General features: G+C 59.6%; 12 protein-coding genes and 1 tRNA gene. 3 read left to right on the forward strand and 10 right to left on the reverse strand.

The features are described 5' to 3' along the window. Positions 1 to 27: 27 nt before the first annotated feature. The 8 genes from PSDT_RS03090 to purT form a co-directional block, all read right to left on the reverse strand. A complete protein-coding gene (locus tag PSDT_RS03090) occupies positions 28 to 510 on the reverse strand; it encodes an HIT family protein (protein ID WP_006290511.1) in 483 nt (160 codons plus the stop codon). Between the two features lie 5 nt (positions 511 to 515). Beyond that, the gene (locus PSDT_RS03095; protein WP_006289422.1) at positions 516 to 1298 is read right to left on the reverse strand and encodes a class I SAM-dependent methyltransferase; all 783 of its coding nucleotides are present in this window, start codon (positions 1296 to 1298) and stop codon (positions 516 to 518) included. Positions 1299 to 1330: 32 nt separating this feature from the next. Next, a complete protein-coding gene (purD, locus tag PSDT_RS03100) occupies positions 1331 to 2647 on the reverse strand; it encodes a phosphoribosylamine--glycine ligase (protein WP_006289421.1) in 1317 nt (438 codons plus the stop codon). 87 nt (positions 2648 to 2734) lie between these two features. Beyond that, complete coding sequence (purM, locus tag PSDT_RS03105; protein ID WP_006289420.1) at positions 2735 to 3781, reverse strand: phosphoribosylformylglycinamidine cyclo-ligase; 1047 nt, start codon at positions 3779 to 3781, stop codon at positions 2735 to 2737. Between the two features lie 57 nt (positions 3782 to 3838). Further along, complete coding sequence (gene purF, locus PSDT_RS03110; RefSeq protein WP_006289419.1) at positions 3839 to 5377, reverse strand: amidophosphoribosyltransferase; 1539 nt, start codon at positions 5375 to 5377, stop codon at positions 3839 to 3841. 110 nt (positions 5378 to 5487) lie between these two features. Next, entirely contained in the window at positions 5488 to 9300 is a 3813-nt protein-coding gene (locus PSDT_RS03115; RefSeq protein ID WP_006289418.1) for a phosphoribosylformylglycinamidine synthase, read from the reverse strand. Between the two features lie 19 nt (positions 9301 to 9319). Beyond that, positions 9320 to 10075: a phosphoribosylaminoimidazolesuccinocarboxamide synthase gene (gene purC, locus PSDT_RS03120; RefSeq protein ID WP_006289417.1), complete on the reverse strand. Its 756-nt coding sequence runs from the start codon at positions 10073 to 10075 to the stop codon at positions 9320 to 9322. Positions 10076 to 10245: 170 nt separating this feature from the next. Then, on the reverse strand, positions 10246 to 11607 hold the full coding sequence (purT, locus tag PSDT_RS03125) for a formate-dependent phosphoribosylglycinamide formyltransferase (RefSeq protein ID WP_006289416.1): 1362 nt from the start codon (positions 11605 to 11607) through the stop codon (positions 10246 to 10248). 124 nt (positions 11608 to 11731) lie between these two features. Between purT and PSDT_RS03130 the strand changes: the two genes are divergently transcribed. Continuing rightward, positions 11732 to 12838, forward strand: a complete 1107-nt coding sequence (locus PSDT_RS03130) for a D-2-hydroxyacid dehydrogenase (RefSeq protein ID WP_006290509.1) — start codon at positions 11732 to 11734, stop codon at positions 12836 to 12838. A 212-nt stretch (positions 12839 to 13050) separates the two neighbouring features. Next, positions 13051 to 13797, forward strand: coding sequence for a hypothetical protein (locus PSDT_RS03135; RefSeq protein WP_006291560.1), 747 nt, complete (start codon positions 13051 to 13053; stop codon positions 13795 to 13797). A 339-nt stretch (positions 13798 to 14136) separates the two neighbouring features. Here the strand turns inward: PSDT_RS03135 and PSDT_RS03140 are convergent. Together PSDT_RS03140 and PSDT_RS03145 are read right to left on the reverse strand one after the other, a co-directional pair. Then, positions 14137 to 14212, reverse strand: a tRNA-His gene (locus tag PSDT_RS03140). An 81-nt stretch (positions 14213 to 14293) separates the two neighbouring features. Next, on the reverse strand, positions 14294 to 16366 hold the full coding sequence (locus PSDT_RS03145; RefSeq protein WP_006289413.1) for a glycoside hydrolase family 2 protein: 2073 nt from the start codon (positions 16364 to 16366) through the stop codon (positions 14294 to 14296). A 167-nt stretch (positions 16367 to 16533) separates the two neighbouring features. On the opposite strand from PSDT_RS03145, the gene PSDT_RS03150 reads away from it, so the two are divergent. Further along, a complete protein-coding gene (locus tag PSDT_RS03150; RefSeq protein WP_006289412.1) occupies positions 16534 to 18246 on the forward strand; it encodes an ABC transporter substrate-binding protein in 1713 nt (570 codons plus the stop codon). Positions 18247 to 18272 lie beyond the last annotated feature (26 nt).

Consider the following 18272-nt stretch of genomic DNA (forward strand, 5'->3'; position numbering starts at 1 on the left):
TGCCGCATATTGGATAAATCGACATTATCATAACAACATGCTTTCAAGTTCTTTCCGTAAGGTTTGCTTCATTGCTTCAAGCTCCTTATCGCTCGGCCTGTTGCAATCCGAATACATCTTTTCCCTTGGATACCACCAAACAGGGCCCCTGCCATTGTTCCCATAGTCTTCAAGGTCGCCTGTCGTTCTTGGGAACAGGTGCCAGTGCAGATGTGCGTCACCGTTTCCTAAGCATTCATAGTTCATCTTTTCCGCACAAAAAGCCTTCGAAACCGCTTGTGCTACAGTGGTCATTTCTTCAAGGAACCGTGCTTTGATATCCCCTTCAAGGTCAAAAAGTTCTGTTACATGTTCCTTCAGCAAAAACAATGTGTATCCCTTGAAGTGCTGATTATCCCCAAGAACAACGTATCCCGTTTCAAGCTCTTTCACAAAATATGGATTTGTGCCATTTCTTATCATCTGTATTCTTTCACAAATAATGCACATCTGCTTCTCCTTAAAACTCAATGTGTCTATCGCTTCTTTCTTGCCACGATATAAAATCTGTGGATGCTTCCCTCAATCACGCCATTCTTATCAAAGATGTCCTGCGCCTTGCAAAGTTGTTCGAGTCTGTTTTTCACGGAAAAACCGGGAAACTCCCACTCTATGATTCTTGCAAACCAGACAAGAGCGCCCACGTCAAAAAAACGGATCGGCTGGTGGGCTTCTCCGCTTTCCAGCACTTCAAAGCCGTCTTCGAGAAGCTCCGCTTTTCTCACATCAAGGTATTGTTTGGGATAAGGGACTTTCGAGATATGGGGAAGAAGAAGCTGAACCAACTCCCGGTCATTTTCGGCTCCCACCTGCTGAGTAAGGAACAACCCATCCGGTTTCAATACGCGCCGCAGCTCTGCGGCGTCATAATCGCCATGCCGGTTTGTGATCATATCAAAACTTTCGTCAGAGAATGGAAGTGTTTCGCCTCCGTCAGCCTCCTTAAAATCAATTCCCAGCGGCGGCAGAACTTCTTCGCATAATTCCACGTTGGGCGGGTATCCCTCAATTGCCGCTGTATTTTCATTGGGGTGATGAAGCGAAAGCAGGAACTCTCCGCCGCCGGTTTCCATATCCATCAGCTCCATGCTGTCTTTCCGATAGCTCTGAATGACCGCTCGAAAGTCCCACGGCAAAACATCTTCTTCCTCGTATCTGCCGTGGATATGGGAAAAATCCCATCCGTGGGTATGGGCAATGGATTCTTCCTGTTTCCAGAGTTCTTTTAATTGTGCTGTGTTTAATCGGTCTGCGTTCATTTTACTGCTTCTTCATTGAGAATGCCTGAGGCTTACTCCTGCAAGGCTTTGCTCCCGATGTCATGACGGTAGAAGAAGCCTTCGGCCTGATGGGAATCCAACAAGGAATAGATTCGCTCCCGGGCCTCGGGGATGGTGTCCGCCGTGGTCTCTACCAGCAGGACGCGGCCCGAGGAAGACACTAGTCCGGCCTGAGGGTCGCCAGCCTGGTCGATATCGGACAAGGCGGCTCCTGCATAGTAGATATGGGTGGAATCGGCCAGTCCAGCCTGATTGATCGCCTCCTGAAGCGGGGGAAGGGGAGAACCGGTCCGGGGCTTTTCCGGGTATCCTTCTGAAGCGAGGACCACTCCCAAAGTGACCTTGTCCGCAGGCTCCCAGGTGAATTGTGGCTCCTGATCGGTCAGGATCGCCTTGATGGCGGCCCCGAAATCGGAAGTCAGGCGGGGCAGGATCACCTCGGCCTCCGGATCTCCGAAGCGGGCGTTAAATTCAATGACCTTGGAACCGTCGGCGGTCGCGATGAGACCAGCGTAAAGGACTCCGGTGAAAGGCGTTCCTTCCGCTTCCATGCCTTCCACCACAGGGCGGATGATGGTGGCAACGGCGGTCCGCACGGTCTGTTCCGAAATCTGGGGGACCGGGCAATAGGCTCCCATGCCGCCGGTATTGGGCCCTTTATCGCCGTCACAGGCCCGCTTATGGTCCTGGGAGATGGGCATGGTCCAGAACCTGCCACCCTTGACGAAGCTCATCAGGGAGAACTCCTGGCCTTCCAGAAACTCTTCGATGACCACGGACGAACCGGCGGAACCGAATTTATTGTCCACGAAAATATCCCGCAAGGCGGCTTCGGCAGTCTCCACGTCCATGGCCACGGTCACGCCTTTTCCGGCGGCCAGGCCGTCGGCCTTGACCACGATGGGAGCGCCTTCCCGCTCCACATAAGCCAGGGAGGCCTCCAAATCGTCAAAATGGGCGTAACGGGCGGTCGGCACCTGATGGCGGCCCATCAGTTCCTTGGCGAAAGTCTTGGACCCCTCAATCTGTGCCGCGGCTCGGGAAGGGCCAAAAGCCTTGATCCCCGCCTCTTCCAGATCGTCGACCAGGCCTTCCATCAAAGGATTCTCGGGGCCAACGAAGACCCAGTCCACTCCCTTATCCTGAGCGAAACGAATGATGGCCGCGTGATTAGTCTGAGCCAGGTGGACCACCTGGATGCCATCAGCCAGCATGCCAGGATTGCCAGGGGCGCAGTAGACCTCCTCCACCGATTTTCCCTTCAGCAGGGTCTGCGCGATCACATGCTCGCGAGCGCCTGAGCCGATGACCAAAACCTTGTCTGCCATTGTCATTCCTATCCCTAGTGTCTGAGTTTTGAATCTGTCTTTGAAAGAGTCGAAGAATTCAAGGAATTCGCTTTACCGGCCTACATACTACTTGTCGGACGCGCTATGAAGCTCCACCCGGTCTTCATTCTGCTTGATGATGGAACCCACCTGGTAATGGGTTTCGTCATGGGCGTCCAGAATCGATTCGACTTGCCCCACATCCGCGGGCCGGACCATGAGGACCATGCCGATGCCCATGTTGAAGATGTTGTACATCTCCTTATGATCCACCTGGCCGTACTTCTCCAGGACCTGGAAGATGGGAGGAACTGGCCAGGAATCGATGTCGAAGCTGGCCGCCAGACCTTCGGGGATGATGCGGGGGACCTTCTCCAGGAAAGCGCCGCCGGTGATGTGGGCGATGCCTTGCAGGATGCCTTTGCCGAAGAGGGGTTTGAGGGCCTGGGCGTAAATGCGGGTGGGGGTCAGCAGGACCTGGCCCAGGCTCTGGTCTCCCAGCTCGGGCAGGCGCGAATCCACGGTCAAGCCGCCATCCTTGAAAAGGGCCTTGCGGACCAGGGAGAAGCCGTTGGAATGGACTCCGGATGAAGGCAGGCCGATCAGGACGTCCCCTTCCTGAATGGTGGAACCGTCAATGACCTGGCTCTTTTCGACCACGCCGGAAGTGAAACCGGCCAGATCGTATTCATCGGGATCGTACATATCGGGCATCTCCGCGGTTTCCCCGCCGACCAAGGCGGCCCCGGCCTGAACGCAGCCTTCGGCGACCCCAGCCACGACCTGCTCCAGGAGGGCGGGATCGTTCTTGCCGCAAGCGATGTAATCCAGGAAGTAAAGGGGCTCAGCGCCTTGAGCCAGGATGTCGTTGACGCACATGGCCACGCAGTCGATGCCAATGGTGTCGTGCCTGCCCATCATCTTGGCGATCAGGAGCTTGGTTCCCACCCCATCGGTGCCGGACACGAGGACCGGCTCCTTCACCTGCAGGCTGGACAGGTCGAAGAGGCCGCCGAAGCCTCCGATGCCGCCGGCGTCGGGGCGGGCCGTTCTAGCGACATGCTGCTGAATCCGGCGGACCACCTCGTATCCGGCCTCGACGCTGACTCCCGCCTTTTCGTATGCTTCTGGCATGGCTCTTCCTTTCGGTCCGTGGTCTTTCCACGAAGTTTTTGTCTGATTATCGGTTGTTTACGCTTGGTCTTGGTCTTGGTCTTCGGCCTGCTCATGGCCAATGAACTCATTGCCTAGGTAATGGGAATGGTCTTTGGCGTAGGCGGGGATCCGGGCCTGGTCCTCAGGGCTGAGGGAGGAGAGGAATTCGCGTTCATAGTCCCCGAGACTGGTCGGGTAGTCCCCGTTGAAATAAGCCACGCAGAGCCCCCCGTAAGGAGAGTCGGCCTTCAAGCCCACGGTCTCCACCAGGCCATCCAGGCTCAGATAAGCCAAAGAATCGGCCTCGATGTACTGACGGATCTCCTCCACCGACTTCTTGGCGGCGATCAGCTCGGAAGTGCGGGAGATGTCGATTCCGTAGTAGCAAGGGTATTTCAAGGGCGGGGAGGCGATGCGCATATGGACCTCGCGGGCTCCGGCCTCGCGCAGCAGGCGGACGATGCGTTTGGAGGTGGTGCCGCGGACGATGGAATCGTCCACCACGATCACCCTCTTGCCTTCCACCACGCCCCGCACGGCGGACAGCTTCATGCGGACCCCTTGCTCGCGCAGTTCCTGGGTCGGCTGGATGAAGGTGCGGGCCACGTACTGGTTCTTGACCAGACCCATCTCGTTGGGAATCCCGGACGCTTCCGAATAGCCGGAAGCGGCTGAGAGGGAAGAATTGGGGACGGCCACCACCATGTCGGCCTCGACCGGGGATTCCTGGGCCAGACGGGCTCCGGCCCGTTTGCGGGCCGAGTGGACGTTGACCCCGTAAATGTTGGAATCGGGGCGGGCGAAGTAGATGAATTCCATGGAGCAGATGGCCTTCTGCACATGGTCCGTGTACCTGACGATCCGGTAGCCCTGGTCGTCGATGATGATGATTTCGCCCGGTTCGATGTCCCGGATGAATTCGGCGGAGACGATGTCCAAAGCGCAGGTCTCGGAAGCCAGGACGTAAGCCCCGTTCTTCATGCGGCCCAGGCTCAGGGGGCGGAAACCATTGGGGTCCAAGGCCCCATACATGGCGTCGGGGGTCATGAGCAGGTAGGCGAAACCTCCGTGAACGGTGTTGAGGGAATCCTTGAGTTTGTCCAGGAAAGTCTCTTCCAAGGAGCGACGGATCAGGTGCATGAGCACTTCCGTATCCGAATTGGAATGGAAGATGGCCCCATCGTTCTCCAACTGGGTGCGCAGGGTATCGCAATTGGTCAGGTTCCCGTTGTGGCAGAGGGCTACGTCCCCGTCATGGAAGTGGAAGAGGAAAGGCTGCACGTTGTTGAGGCTGCCGGTGCCTGACGCCCCGGAGGTGGCGTAACGCACATGCCCGATCGCCCTTTCCCCCTGAAGCCCGGCCAGGTCGTAATCGTTCTTGAAGACTTCGCTGAGCAGGCCCAAACCGGTATGGGCCTTCAGCCGGCCCTGGTCATTGACGACTATGCCCGCCCCTTCCTGACCGCGGTGTTGCAAGGCATGGAGGCCGAAGTAGGTCAGGCGGGCGGCGTCGGGATGGCCCCAAACGCCGAAGATGCCGCATTCCTCGTGAAGGCCTTCAAGCTCCGCTGACATGACCCCACCTTTCTTTTGGATTTGGACTGGTTTTGGATTTGGACTGGTTTGCGTAGGTTTACATAGGTATATTAGGTTATAAATTTTGGACGGGTTCGGGTCGGTCCCGGCTAATCCAGGAAGTAGCCGACTCCGCCTTCGAACAGGGGCTGGAAAGCATCGCCAGGGACGTTCTGGAAAACGTCTCGGCCACCGCGTTCGGTGTGTCCCATTTTACCGAGGACACGCCCATCCTGGCTGGTGATTCCTTCCACGGCCAGGAGGGACCCGTTCGGGTTGACATCCAGGCTGTAGGAGGGGTTCCCCTCCCGGTCCACGTACTGGGTGGCGATCTGGCCGCCTTCGATCAACCTCCGGACCGTCTGTTCGTTCGCCACGAAACGGCCTTCCCCATGGGAGATGGCGATGGTGTGGATGTCGCCGACTTCCATTCGGGACAGCCAGGGGCTCTTGGTAGAAGCGACCCGGGTGCGCACCAGACGGCTTTGATGGCGGCCGATGGTGTTGAAAGTCAAGGTGGGGCAGGACTCATCCATGGGGACGATATCGCCGAAAGGCACCAGGCCCAGCTTGATCAGGGCCTGGAAACCGTTGCAGATGCCCAGCATGAGCCCGTCCCGGTTCTGCAGCAGGTCCCGGACCGCGTCCGTCACCTGGGGGGAGCGGAAGAAGGAAGCGATGAATTTGGCCGAACCATCAGGCTCGTCTCCTCCGGAGAAGCCCCCGGGGATCATGACGATCTGGCTCTTGCGAATCCGGTCCGCCAACTCCCGCGAACTGGCGGTGATGGACTGGGCGTCCAGATTGTTGATCACGAAGACGTCGGCCTCCGCCCCCGCCTGATGGAAGGCCTTGGCGGAATCGTATTCGCAATTGTTGCCGGGAAAGACGGGGATGATCACCCGGGGCTTGGCCAGGCGGAAGGAAGGATGGGGAAGAGGGGGCCGGCCATCGGCGGCAGGAACCTGGTAAGAAATCCGGGGCAGGTCCTGCCTGGTCCTGTCCTCGTTTCCGGCGGCCTTGTCCCTATAAGGGAAGACGGACTCCATCCCGGACTCCCAGATCTCCCGGAGAGAGGCCAGATCCAGGTCATCATCGCCGAATTTCAGACGGAAATCCTCCCTGGTATGTCCAATGATTTCAGCATGGAAGTCAGCCGATTCCACAGCCTGGGTCAGAAGGTCTCCGCTAGCTGCCGCCTGGTCGGACAATTCCAGGAGGAAGGAACCATAACGGGGCTGGAAAAGGTCATCCAAACGGAGGGAGGAAGCCGCATCCAGGTCCGCCCCGATCCCATTGCCCACGGTCTGCAGGAAGAGGGCCTGGGCCAGACCACCGAAGCCAGGAGTCGTGGCGGCGGATACGGGGCCGGCCTGGGCCAGATTCTGCACGCAATTCATGACTTTCACCAAGCTGGTAGGCTCTGGGGTGAGCCCATCGGCCTGATAGGCGGGAGTCAGCAGGAGCAGGCGGTGCCCGGCCTGTTTGAACTCGGGGGAGAGGGCCTGCTGGGCCCTGCCGACGGAGACGGCGAAGGAAACCAAGGTGGGAGGGACGTCCAGATCCTCGAAGGACCCGCTCATGGAATCCTTGCCTCCGATGGCTCCGACCCCCAGATCGATCTGGGCCATAAGGGCCCCCAAAAGGGCCGCGGTCGGCTTGCCCCAACGGCTGGGATCCTGACGAAGCTTCTCGAAATATTCCTGGAAGGACAGGTAAGCCTTCTCCCTGAGGAAACCGGCCGCGACCAGTTTGGCAATCGACTCGACCACGGACAGGTAGGCCCCGGTGAACTGGTTGGCCTCCATCAGATAAGGGTTGAAACCCCAGGCCATGGCGCTGGCCGTGTTGGTCTGACCGTCGGTGGGGAACTTGGCAACCATGGCCATGGTGGGGGTCAGCTGGTTCTTGCCGCCGAAAGGCATAAGGACGGTGGCGGCGCCGATAGTGGAATCGAACCGCTCCGACAGGCCCTTGTTGGAAGCCACATTGATATTGGACAGGAGAGCTTCCAGGCGGTCCTGCAGGCTGCCCTGGGACCAGGATTCGGGAATCGTGTAAGCCTTCTGGGCTTCCACATGCACTGCTTGATGCTTGGGGACCCCATTGGAGGCCAGGAATCGACGGGAGAGGTCCACGATCGTCTCTCCTCGCCAGCTCATACGCATGCGGCCGGAATCGGTGACCGTAGCCACCAGGCTGGCTTCCAGATTCTCTTCACGGGCGATGGACAGGAAACGGTCCAAGTCTTGTGGATCCAAGACCACGGCCATGCGTTCTTGGCTCTCCGAGATCGCCAGTTCGGTCCCATCCAGGCCTTCGTATTTCTTGGGGACTTCGTCCAGATTCACATCCAGGCTGTCAGCCAATTCGCCCACGGCGACGGAGACGCCGCCGGCCCCAAAATCGTTGCAACGCTTGATCAGGCTGGCAGCGTCCTGACGGCGGAAAAGGCGCTGGAGCTTGCGCTCTTCTGGAGCGTTGCCCTTTTGGACTTCGGCCCCGTCTTTTTCAATCGATTCCACATTATGGGACTTGGACGCGCCGGTCGCTCCCCCGATTCCATCGCGGCCTGTGCGCCCGCCCAAGAGGATGATCAGGTCTCCGGGAACCGGCTTCTCCCGCTTCACGTTGGTCTGGGGGGCGGCGCCTACGACGGCTCCCGCTTCCAGGCGTTTGGCTACGTAGCCCGGATGGTAAAGCTCATTCACCTGACCGTTGGCCAGGCCGATCTGATTGCCATAAGAAGAGTAGCCGGCCGCGGCGGTGGTGACCAGCTTCCGCTGGGGAAGTTTGCCTTTCAAAGTCTGGCTGATGGGCTGACGGGGGTCTCCGGCTCCGGTGACCCTCATGGCCTGGTAAACGTAGCTGCGGCCGGAAAGGGGGTCGCGGATGCAGCCGCCGATGCAGGTGGCCGCGCCGCCGAAAGGCTCGATTTCCGTGGGATGGTTATGGGTCTCGTTCTTGAAGAGGAAGAGCCAATCCTGGTCATGGCCGTCCACATCCACGGTCACTTTGACCGTGCAGGCGTTGATTTCCTCCGATTCGTCCAGATTCTTCAGAATGCCCTGGCTCTTGAGGTATTTGGCCCCGATGGTCCCCATATCCATGAGGGTGACAGGGTGGTCTTGCCGGCCCAGCTCCTGCCGCATCAGCAGATACTTCCGGAAGGCGGCGGCCACGGCCTTGTCATCGATCTCCACCCGGTCCAGTTCGGTCCCGAAAGTGGTGTGGCGGCAGTGGTCGGACCAATAGGTGTCAATCACCCTGATCTCGGTGATGGAGGGGTCCCGGTCTTCCTGGCGGAAATAGTCCTGGCAGAAAAGGAGATCGGCCTGATCCATAGCCAGACCATAAAAATCAATGAAGGATTGCAGGTCTTGCTCACCCATCTGACGGAACCCGTCCAAAACGGCCACCGGCTGAGGTTGGGGGACGGTCAGGGTCAAGGTTTCCGGCTTATCCAGACGGGCCAGGCGGGAATCCACCGGGTTGATCACATAAGACCGGATCGCTTGGGCATCGGTTTCGGTCAGATCCTGGCCTTCCAAAAGATAGACTTCGGCCGTGCGCACGGTTGGTCGCTCGCCTTGGGAGATGAGCTGGACGCATTCGCTCGCCGAGGCGGCCCGCTGATCGAATTGTCCGGGCAGGGATTCCACTGCGAAAACATGGAGGGAGTCGGACCCGTCAATGCCGGCATCGGACAGATGGGCATAGGTCAGATCGGTCTGGGGCTCCGAAAAAACGGTAGGGACGCAGGTCCGCATGAGCTCAGGCGAGATGCCTTCCACATCGTACCTTTTGAGCAGACGCAGGCCGGTCAGGGAGCTGACCCCCACGATGGTCCTCAGCTCAGCGAACAGCTGAGCGGTAGGGGTGTCGAACTGGGGCCTTTTTTCCACATAGATGCGTTCTACCACGGGAATCCCTTGATCCTTCCTAGTCGACCTGGTTGAGGGGGTGGGACTGGTGAAGCTTGGTCAGTCGGTCCAGGATATCTTCATAGGCGGGAATGATGTCGCCCAAATCGCGGCGGAAAAGATCCTTGTCCAGATGCTCCACGTGGCCTTCGCCCGTCTTGGACTTGTCCCAGAGGCGGCAGGTGTCGGGGGTGATCTCATCGGCCAGGAGGATGGTGTCATCGCTGGTCTTGCCCATCTCCACCTTGAAGTCCACCAAAGTGACGTCGATGTCGTTGAAGATGGCGGTCAAAGCGTGATTGATCTCGCGGGCCTTGGCGGCGATGATTTCCAGCTCGTCGGCGGTGGCCAGGCCCAGACCCTGGATGTCGTCATCGTTGATGAAGGGGTCGCCCAAAGCGTCATCCTTGAGGCAGAGCTCCAAAGTCGGACGCTTGAGGAGGGTGCCTTCCTCCACTCCGTAACGCTGGGAGAAGGAGCCTGCGGCCACGTTGCGCATGATGATTTCCAAAGGATACATATCCATCTTGCGGACCAGTTGTTCGGTCTCGCTGATCCGGGAAATAAAATGGCTCGCGATACCGCGGTACGCGAGCTCTTGAAAGATGACGGTCGTGATCTGGTTGTTCAGACGCCCTTTGCCTTCGATCTGGGCCTTCTTGGCCCCGTTGCCCGCAGTGGCCTGGTTCATGTACTCGACCCAGAGAACCTCGGGGTTGTCGGTCGCGTACATTTTCTTGGCTTTGCCCATGTAGAGCTGCGTCAATTTCTGCATGATGACGAATCGCCTTTCTTGTGGATGATGGCATGAAAGCAAGCAGATCAGGCCCGCCCAGCAGTCTCCAATCTACTCGAAATGGACTACACGGGCAGAGGCGGAAAGGGGCGGGGTCTCATCATACGGACCCTGGTCAAAGGGATGGAGAGTCCCTGCCTGCGATCTGTTTATTGTTTGTCGTCGGGCTGTTGGCTTGCTGGGGAAAGAGTGATTTCCAAACGACCCATCAGTTCCTCCGTTTTCCGCCGGGCCTGCTCGACCGTGTCCGCAAAGGCCAGGGCCACTCCCATCCGGCGGTGGCCATGGACCTCCGGCTTGCCGAAGATCCGCAGATCACTGTCTGGCAGACTCAGGGCCTGAGGAAGATGGGAGAAAGCCGCATGCCCTTCCCCGTTGACGACTATGGCCCGGCTGGCCGCAGCCTGGCAAGGATGGAGGAGCCGCAAGGCTTCTTCCGGGATGGGGACCCCCAAAACGGCCCGGGCATGCAAGGCGAATTCGCTCAACCGCTGGGAGATCATGGTGACCATGCCCGTATCGTGCGGGCGAGGGGAGACCTCATTGAAAAGCACCCGCCCGTCGGTCAAAACGAAAAGCTCCACCCCGTAAAGACCCCAACCGCGCTCGCCGGTCTTCGCGGCCTCTTTCACCAGCCCGCCTACCATGGTCTTGGCGATCGTCTGGCCTTGAACCAGGACCTGGTCGGGCACCTGGGCAGGCTGCCAGGATTCGCGGTAATCACCGTCTTTTTGAACATGGCCGATCGGAGCGCAAGTGACGACTCCGGCAGACGAGGCGACGGTCAGGATGGTGAGCTCATAATCCAGAGGGACCAAGGCTTCCACGATCACCCGGGAGACCTGCCCTTCGCGGGCCGCTCGCCGGCCTTCCTGTGCGTTCTCCCAGGCTTGAGGCAGCTCTTGCTCCGATCGGACGACGGTCTGCCCGTGGCCGGACGAGCTCATGATTGGTTTGACGACGCAAGGGAAACCCACCTGCCGGGCCCCTTCCTGGAGCTCTTTCGGACTATCGGCGAAGCGGTAAGGGGTGGTGGGCAGGTCCAGAATCTCATGGGCCAGGACCCGCAAGGCCTGCCGGTCCATGCAGGTTTGCGCTATGGAGGCCGAAGGGACCACCTGAATCCCCTCCCTGGCGGCCGAGCTGAGGACGTCAGTGGCTATGGCTTCGACTTCGGGGATGATGATGTCCGGCCGGATACGATCGATCAAGGCCTGCAGTTGATGGGAGTCGGACATGTCGATCACGGCCGACCCCTGGGCCACCTGCATGGCGGGGGCTGGGGAGTAGGAGTCGACGGCGATGACGACGACCCCCAGGCGGATGAGCTCGATGGCGATCTCCTTGCCCAGCTCCCCCGACCCGAGGAGCATGGCCGTGACCGCACGCTCGGAAGTCGGGTATGGGTCCGTCTGACCATCCTGAGAGGGGGTAGGGGGGAGGAGGAAGGGGTCCGGCAATCCGTAGCGGCGATTCCGGTCGGTCGTATCGAACGTGTCGAAGTCTGTCATAATCCCATTGTGCCATCGGGGCCGGTGCTGGGGGCCGGGTCTTCTCAGTCTCTGGTCGTTTCCGTCCGCTTCCCGTTCTCGTGAGCCCTCGTCGGCCGTGCCGGACACTGGCTAAAATGAAAGCATGACCACTATCGTTAGTTTCGTTTCTTTGAAACCGGCCCTTCTGCAAGACTTGCGCCGGGCCATTCCCGATCTGGATTTCCGCTATCTGGGCGACGGCGGCGGGCGGAAGGATCGGAGAGAGAACCACAAGGAGGGCCGGGGAGAGTCGCAGGAGGAGGCCGTCTCCCAAGCCGATATCATCTTCGGTTGGTCGCCTCTCGTGGAGCGGGTCTTGAGACAAGGGAGGACGGATGAGCAAGGAAAGGCCGCGCAGGGGAAAGCCAGGCAGGGGAAAGCCGACGAGCAAGGAACGGCTGGCGAGCAAGGAAAGGTCGGACCGGGAAACCCGCCCCTAAAATGGATCCAGACCTGGTCGGCCGGGGTTGACTACCTGCCTCTGGACCTTCTGAAGGAGCTGGACATAGTGGTCACCACCTCCAGTGGGGCTAACGCTCCCTCCATCGCCCAACAGACCTTGGCCTGCCTGCTGTCCTGGACCCGCTGCCTGCCCCAATTGGCCCAGGCCCAAGCGCGCAAAGAATGGATTACCCTGCATGGCTACGGGGAAGCGACCGGGAAGACCCTGCTTATTTTGGGCACCGGTCATATCGGGCGGACTCTGGCCAGTTATTGCCTCGCTCTCGGCATGCGGGTGGTGGGAGCCAATTGGTCCGGACATCCCCAGCCCCCGTTCGAGCGGACCATATCCATCCAGGATGCGGACTCCCTCCAAGCGGCGGTGGCCTCAGCCGATTTCGTGGTCAACGCCCTGCCTTTGACCCAAGAGACCTATCATTTGGCGGATGAGGGCTTCCTCGGATGGATGAAGGCCTCCGCTTATTACGTCAACGTCGGTCGGGGGAAGACCACGGATACTGAGGCCTTGCGGCTCGCCTTGGAAGAGGGGAGATTGGCCGGGGCGGCATTGGACGTCTTCGAGGAAGAGCCCCTGCCTGCCGTCAGCCCTCTGTGGGGGACCAGGAATCTGATCATCACCCCGCATACGGCCGGTTTAGCCGAGGACTACAACAGGCGGACCGTGGCCATTTTCCTGGAGAACTGGGCCAGTCTGCAGGCTGGGCATGGTCTCCGCCGTAACTTGGTCGATTTCCGGCGTCAGTACTGAGCTATCGGATGATCGCCCGCAAAGCCGGACTGTTCTTCGGTAATCAGGCTTCCCTTGGACGGGCAGGAAAGTTGCCAAGGAAGGTCGCCAGGGAAAGCTGGCAGGGAAGTTTTCAGGAGAAGCTCGTAAGGGGAGAGTATAAAGAGTGGAAAGAAACAAAAGAGATGCAGTTAAGATACGGGGCTGCGAAAAAGGCGGAAAGGATCCTGAGTATGGACGAGAGCCAGGAAGGAATGAAGGAAATCGAAGAGATGGAGGGTGAAAAGATCGCGGGGGAAGCCGCTTATGCGGAAACAGATTACGCGGCTGGCCACCCGCAGACCAATCCCGTAAGGGACGAGTCCGGGAGCAGCCTTCCTTCTTATGATATTTTGAAGAAGATGACCTGGTGGCAGGTCCCTTTTCTGGTTGAAGGTCTTTTCGTCGTCACCCTGGTCCTCTATGCCTTTCTGGCCTTCCGCTTCCCGTCTTTCTTGGATGGAGGGGAAGGGTCTTTCGCGGTCGTCCTGTACGTCGGCTATGTGGTGGGGATCATGATAGCCATCATATGGATAGTGGCTGGCATTGGGGAAGGATTCGCCTTGCATTACGCGAGGGTATCGATGAAGTCATCGGCTTCCCCCGATCCTTTGGTGAAGTCTTACCAGGCGGGGGCCAACCTTATGCTGGTCGGCGCGATAGGAGGGGTCTTACTCATCTTATCCATCTTCCTGCGTTACGTGGCGGCAGTGTATTACGTGACGGCAGTGTATTACGTGGCGTCAGTGGCGGCAGCGACGTCCCCCCTTTTCCTGCTTATGGCCGTCATCGGGATGACCATCTGTTGGCTCTGCCTTCACGGGATGTGGAAGCGCATGGATTCGCTTGATGAATTCTGGCGCATCGTCCGTGGCGCCGCCATCATCCTGCTGGTTCTGGTCCTCATCCCGGTGGCGGTCGTGATGAACTCTTCTCGGTGAGTTCTCATAGGGGGTGCGAAGTCTCATTCCCGTTGGTTGGACATGTGGTATACGGGTTCGGATAGTGCGGCGGCTGGGTTCGCTTCCGGGCTGGTCGGCGTGCGGGTGCCCGTGGCGAAGACCCGGATGTGGAGAACTCGAGGCCGGGTCGACGTGCGTAGGACGGATGAGCCGGGATTGTACCGTTGGAACATCTCGACTTTGGCGAGGCAGGCTTCCCGGTTGAAGTAGGGTCGTCGACTTGTGTACCACGTGTGTCATGCCCGGGCATGTCCCGGTGGTCGTCGGTGGCGTTGGGGGAACCCTTGGAATCTTCGTGGTTCCAAGGGTTTCATCATATGGGGTGGCTGACGCGGCTCGAACGCGCGACCTCCTGAACCACAATCAGGTGCTCTACCAACTGAGCTACAGCCACCATGCGCAGGTAATTTCCATCATGTGACCGACCAAGGTCTCATGGGGCTCATTACCGCAACAGATGAAAACTATATACCATTCAGTGGACCCGTGGTGGCTGCGCCACGCCGAGGGGGCCGCCTGGGGAATCGCCGGGAGGAACACCGAGCTTATTGACCCTGCGGTCGTAGGTGAGGATCCCGTTGGTCTCTTCTTCCACGTCCGATACCTGCGTATAGATGTAGCCGCTGAAACCTTTGGATTCCAAGGCGCCCGCGGCCGCCAGCATCCTGGTCAGTCCTTCCCGCCAGGCCTGCGGGTCGGGGAAGGAATGGTAGCCATAGACGGATCCATACATGGTGTGGCCTTCCACAGGCAGGGTCAGTCCTCCGAATTCCGACAGGATGATGGCCCTGCCGTCTCCCGTTCCCCGCTTCCGCCTCCCTTTTCCGCAGGTGGTTTTACGGGTGCCCCTGCGGATGCTTTTGCGGATGTCCCTGCGGATGAAAGCGGGGAGGAAGTCCAGATCACGGAAATAGTTGTGCAGGCTGAAGTAATCCCCGCAGGATTGGTCATACCAGCCGCTGGTCGCATCGATGGGCCGGGTCCGGTCCAGACCGCGGACCATCCGGGCGGCGCGGCGCGCGTCGAACTGCCCCCACCCTTCGTTGAAAAGAACCCAGGTGACGATCGAAGGATGGTTGCGCAGGGTCCGCACCGTGTCCCGGCATTGCCCAAGCCATTCATCCTGGAATCGGGGGTCGGCCCCTCCCAGCCGGGCCTGCCTGCGTCTGCCCCGGTCGCTGACGTGACTCCAGGACCAGCTGAAGAGGGTGGGCCGCTGGTTGCTGGGCCAGGGGCAGTAAGGCTCGTCCCCGCCGGAGACCATGTCTTGCCAGACCAGCATCCCCAGCTTGTCGCAGAGATAGTACCAGCGTTCGCTCTCCACCTTTATATGCATGCGAAGCATGGTGAATCCCAGGGACTTCATGGTTTGGATATCGCTGATCAGGGCTTCTTCGCCGGGGGCGGTCAGGAGGCCGTCAGGCCAGTATCCCTGGTCCAGCAGGCCTTTCAGGAAGAAAGGCCGATGATTCAGGCAGAACCGGGGGAGGCCGGCCTCATCCTTTTCTATGCCGACCGTGCGGAAGGCGCAGTAAGACTCCACCTGGTCCACGGTTTCACCTCCCAGAAGGAGGCCTATGGTCAGGCTGTAGAGAAAAGGGTCGTCGGGGAACCAGGGGTGGGGATCCTCCAGGGGGAGGACCAGGCCGAGCCGGTCGCCATGGACGGTCACCTCGGTTTGGGCGTGGACGGTGCCCTGGGGGTCTTTCAGGATGAGGTTCAGGCGCAGACTGCCCGCCTGGTCCTGGTTTTTTCCTCCTGGTGCGGTCGGTTTCGCCACAGTCAGGCGGAGGCGGAGGACTTGGGCGTCCAGGTCCGGATCCAGCTCCAGGTCCGTCAGGCTGATGGCGGGCAGGGCTTCCAGCCAGACGGTCTGCCAGACGCCGCTGGTGGCCGTATACCAGATGGATTCGGCCTCCAACCTTTGTTTTCCTTTCGGCTGGGGGCCGGCTTCGGTCGGGTCCCAGGCGCACAGGTCTATGCTCAAGGTCCCTTTTTTCAGGGCTTCCGCCGGAATCGGGCAGGAGAAAGGAAGATAGCCGCCTTCATGCTGGGCGGATTTCCTCCCGTTGATATAGCAGGCGCAGGCGTAATCCACCGCCTGGAAATGGAGGAGGTAGCGGGAGCCGGTCGGCAGGTCGGACAGGGGGATTTCCTTGTGGTACCAGAGCAAGTCGTCCGGTTCGACGGGCCGATGGATGCCCGACAAGGGGGACTCAGGGCAGAAGGGGACCAGAATCGTCTCTTCCCAGGCAGCAGGAGGTGTCAGCTTGTCCCAATCGGGCTGATCGCCCTGGGTCAGGCGGGAGGAACCGGTCCGGACGGGCCGGGGGACTTGGGCGAAGTCCCAAGGGCCATTGAGGTTGAGCCAGGTCTGGTCGCCTCTTTTCAGCTGCGGACGAGGATAAGAGGGGAAGAGGGGGACCAGCCTGCCTGAAGAACGGGAGTCCAGTATCTCCCGGCCCCAGGGGGTCGTCAAATCCCTCTGGGGGCCTTTGCCATGTTTCCGGGGCCGACTGGCCCATACTCGTTTGAGGTCAAGCATCATGCCCTCCTTTGCCGCTCCATCGCTGGAGGATTCCCATCTCCATGATAGCGGTCAGCGATGAACGGTAAAATGGGCTTGTCAACATCCCAAGGCGGGCAACGACTCGGAAGCGGTCCGAGCGGGGACCCGCCACGGACAAGCTGCTGTGGCGGCGGAATGGTTTCATCATGCGTGATTTGCACAGGCCTCCAAGGGCCAGGGAGAACGATCAGGGATCCTTCAAGGGGACGGAAGGATCCGGCGAACCCGAAGGGCTCGACGAATCCGAGGGGCCGAAGAAGTCCGGGGAATCCCAGGGACCAGACCCGTATCAAGTCTCGGATTTGCTGAATCAGGGGGGGAGAAAAGGCAAGAGTCTTTGGGTCACGGTTTCGCTGATCATCCTTGTCTGCATCATCGTCTTCGGCTGCGTCTGCGCTTTCGTCATCAACCAATCCAAAGCCGGCCGGAAAAGATCCGGGACCGAGAGTTCCTCCTCCCTGTCCATCGGCCTTCAGCTGGCCCCCACCAATCTGGACATCCGCACCCAATCCGGATCCACCTTGGACCAGCTGCTCATCGGCAACGTTTACGAAGGTTTGGTCTCGCGGACGTCCAGGAACTCCGTGGCCCCCGGATTGGCCAAAGATTGGGGGAAATCGGCGGACGGCAAGACCTACACCTTCCATTTGAACGAGAACATGCATTTTTCCAATGGGGACCGTCTGGACGCTTCGGATGTGGCCTGGTCCATCCAGACCATGATGGAGAGGAAATACCAGGGATCGACCCTGATCAGGAACTTCCGTTCCGTCAAGGCCGCAGGCCCCCGCACCGTGGTCATCAACCTGTCCGCCCCTTACTCCGAACTGCTCTGGCAGCTGTCGGGCAGGGCCGGCCTGGTCTTCGACAAACAGGCCCGTTATCAGCCCAAGACGGAAGCGGTCGGATCCGGCCCTTACCTGGTCTCCTCTTACAAACCCGGCTCTGCGGTCACGCTCACGGCCGATCCGCGGTATTGGGGAAAGAACCGCCCCTTCCTGACCACCATCACCATCCGCTACTATGCGGACACCAACGCCGGCCTCAACGCCCTCAAATCCGGTCAGGTGCAGGTCCTGGCCCCCGTCTCCGACAGGCTGGCGGACTCCCTGAAGAAGGACTCCCGTTTCCAGGTGAAGGTGGGCAACGACACGGACAAATACGTGCTCGCCTTCAACAACAAGAAGGCCCCGTTCACCGACCGCCGGGTGCGGCAGGCCATCCGCTTCGGAATCGACCATCAGGCGATCATCCGGGCCAGGGGTGGCTATGACCTGGCCCTGGGCGGGCCCATCACCCGGTTTGACCCTGGCTATGAAGACCTGACCGGCCTTTACCCCCACGACCAGGCTAAAGCCGTCCAGCTCATGAAAGAGGCCGGATATGACAAGGACCATCCTCTGACCATCAGCCTGGAATACGCCAACATCTATCCTTCCGAGATCGCGGACCAGCTCAAATCCCAGCTGGCCGAGATCGGGGTCAAGCTGACGGTGAACCGGGTGGACTTCAACACCTGGCTGGCCGAGGTCTATCAGAAGCACGATTACGACCTTTCCCTGGTGGATCACAACGAAAGCCATGACTTCCACCAATGGTCCCAGGCGGATTACTATTACGGATACGATAATCCCCAGGTCCAGAAGCTTTATTCCCAAGCCCTGGCTGCGACCACGGACGCGGAACGGGATTCCAGACTGGCCCAGGCGGCCCGTTTGGTCAGCCAGGACGCGGCCGCTGACTGGCTCTTCAATTATCGGGTGGTCACCGCCTGGAGGCAGGGGGTCCATGGTTTTCCCACGGATCTCAACCAGGTCTACATGCCTTTGTGGCGCGTGACTTATCAGCGACAGGCATGAGGGGAGAGGCGAAACGAAACGTTCGA

This window comes from Parascardovia denticolens DSM 10105 = JCM 12538 (assembly GCF_001042675.1).
GTDB classification, from domain to species: domain Bacteria; phylum Actinomycetota; class Actinomycetes; order Actinomycetales; family Bifidobacteriaceae; genus Scardovia; species Scardovia denticolens.

Bases quoted from the DNA above. Each gene is read 5' to 3' on its own strand.
- PSDT_RS03130 (WP_006290509.1), top strand. From the start codon at position 11,732: ATGACCACTATCGTTAGTTTCGTTTCTTTGAAACCGGCCCTTCTGCAA.
- PSDT_RS03095 (WP_006289422.1), bottom strand. From the start codon at position 1,298: ATGAACGCAGACCGATTAAACACAGCACAATTAAAAGAACTCTGGAAA.
- purF (WP_006289419.1), bottom strand. From the start codon at position 5,377: ATGTCAGCGGAGCTTGAAGGCCTTCACGAGGAATGCGGCATCTTCGGC.
- purD (WP_006289421.1), bottom strand. From the start codon at position 2,647: ATGGCAGACAAGGTTTTGGTCATCGGCTCAGGCGCTCGCGAGCATGTG.
- purT (WP_006289416.1), bottom strand. From the start codon at position 11,607: ATGACAGACTTCGACACGTTCGATACGACCGACCGGAATCGCCGCTAC.
- PSDT_RS03135 (WP_006291560.1), top strand. From the start codon at position 13,051: ATGGACGAGAGCCAGGAAGGAATGAAGGAAATCGAAGAGATGGAGGGT.
- purM (WP_006289420.1), bottom strand. From the start codon at position 3,781: ATGCCAGAAGCATACGAAAAGGCGGGAGTCAGCGTCGAGGCCGGATAC.
- PSDT_RS03145 (WP_006289413.1), bottom strand. From the start codon at position 16,366: ATGATGCTTGACCTCAAACGAGTATGGGCCAGTCGGCCCCGGAAACAT.
- purC (WP_006289417.1), bottom strand. From the start codon at position 10,075: ATGCAGAAATTGACGCAGCTCTACATGGGCAAAGCCAAGAAAATGTAC.
- PSDT_RS03150 (WP_006289412.1), top strand. From the start codon at position 16,534: ATGCGTGATTTGCACAGGCCTCCAAGGGCCAGGGAGAACGATCAGGGA.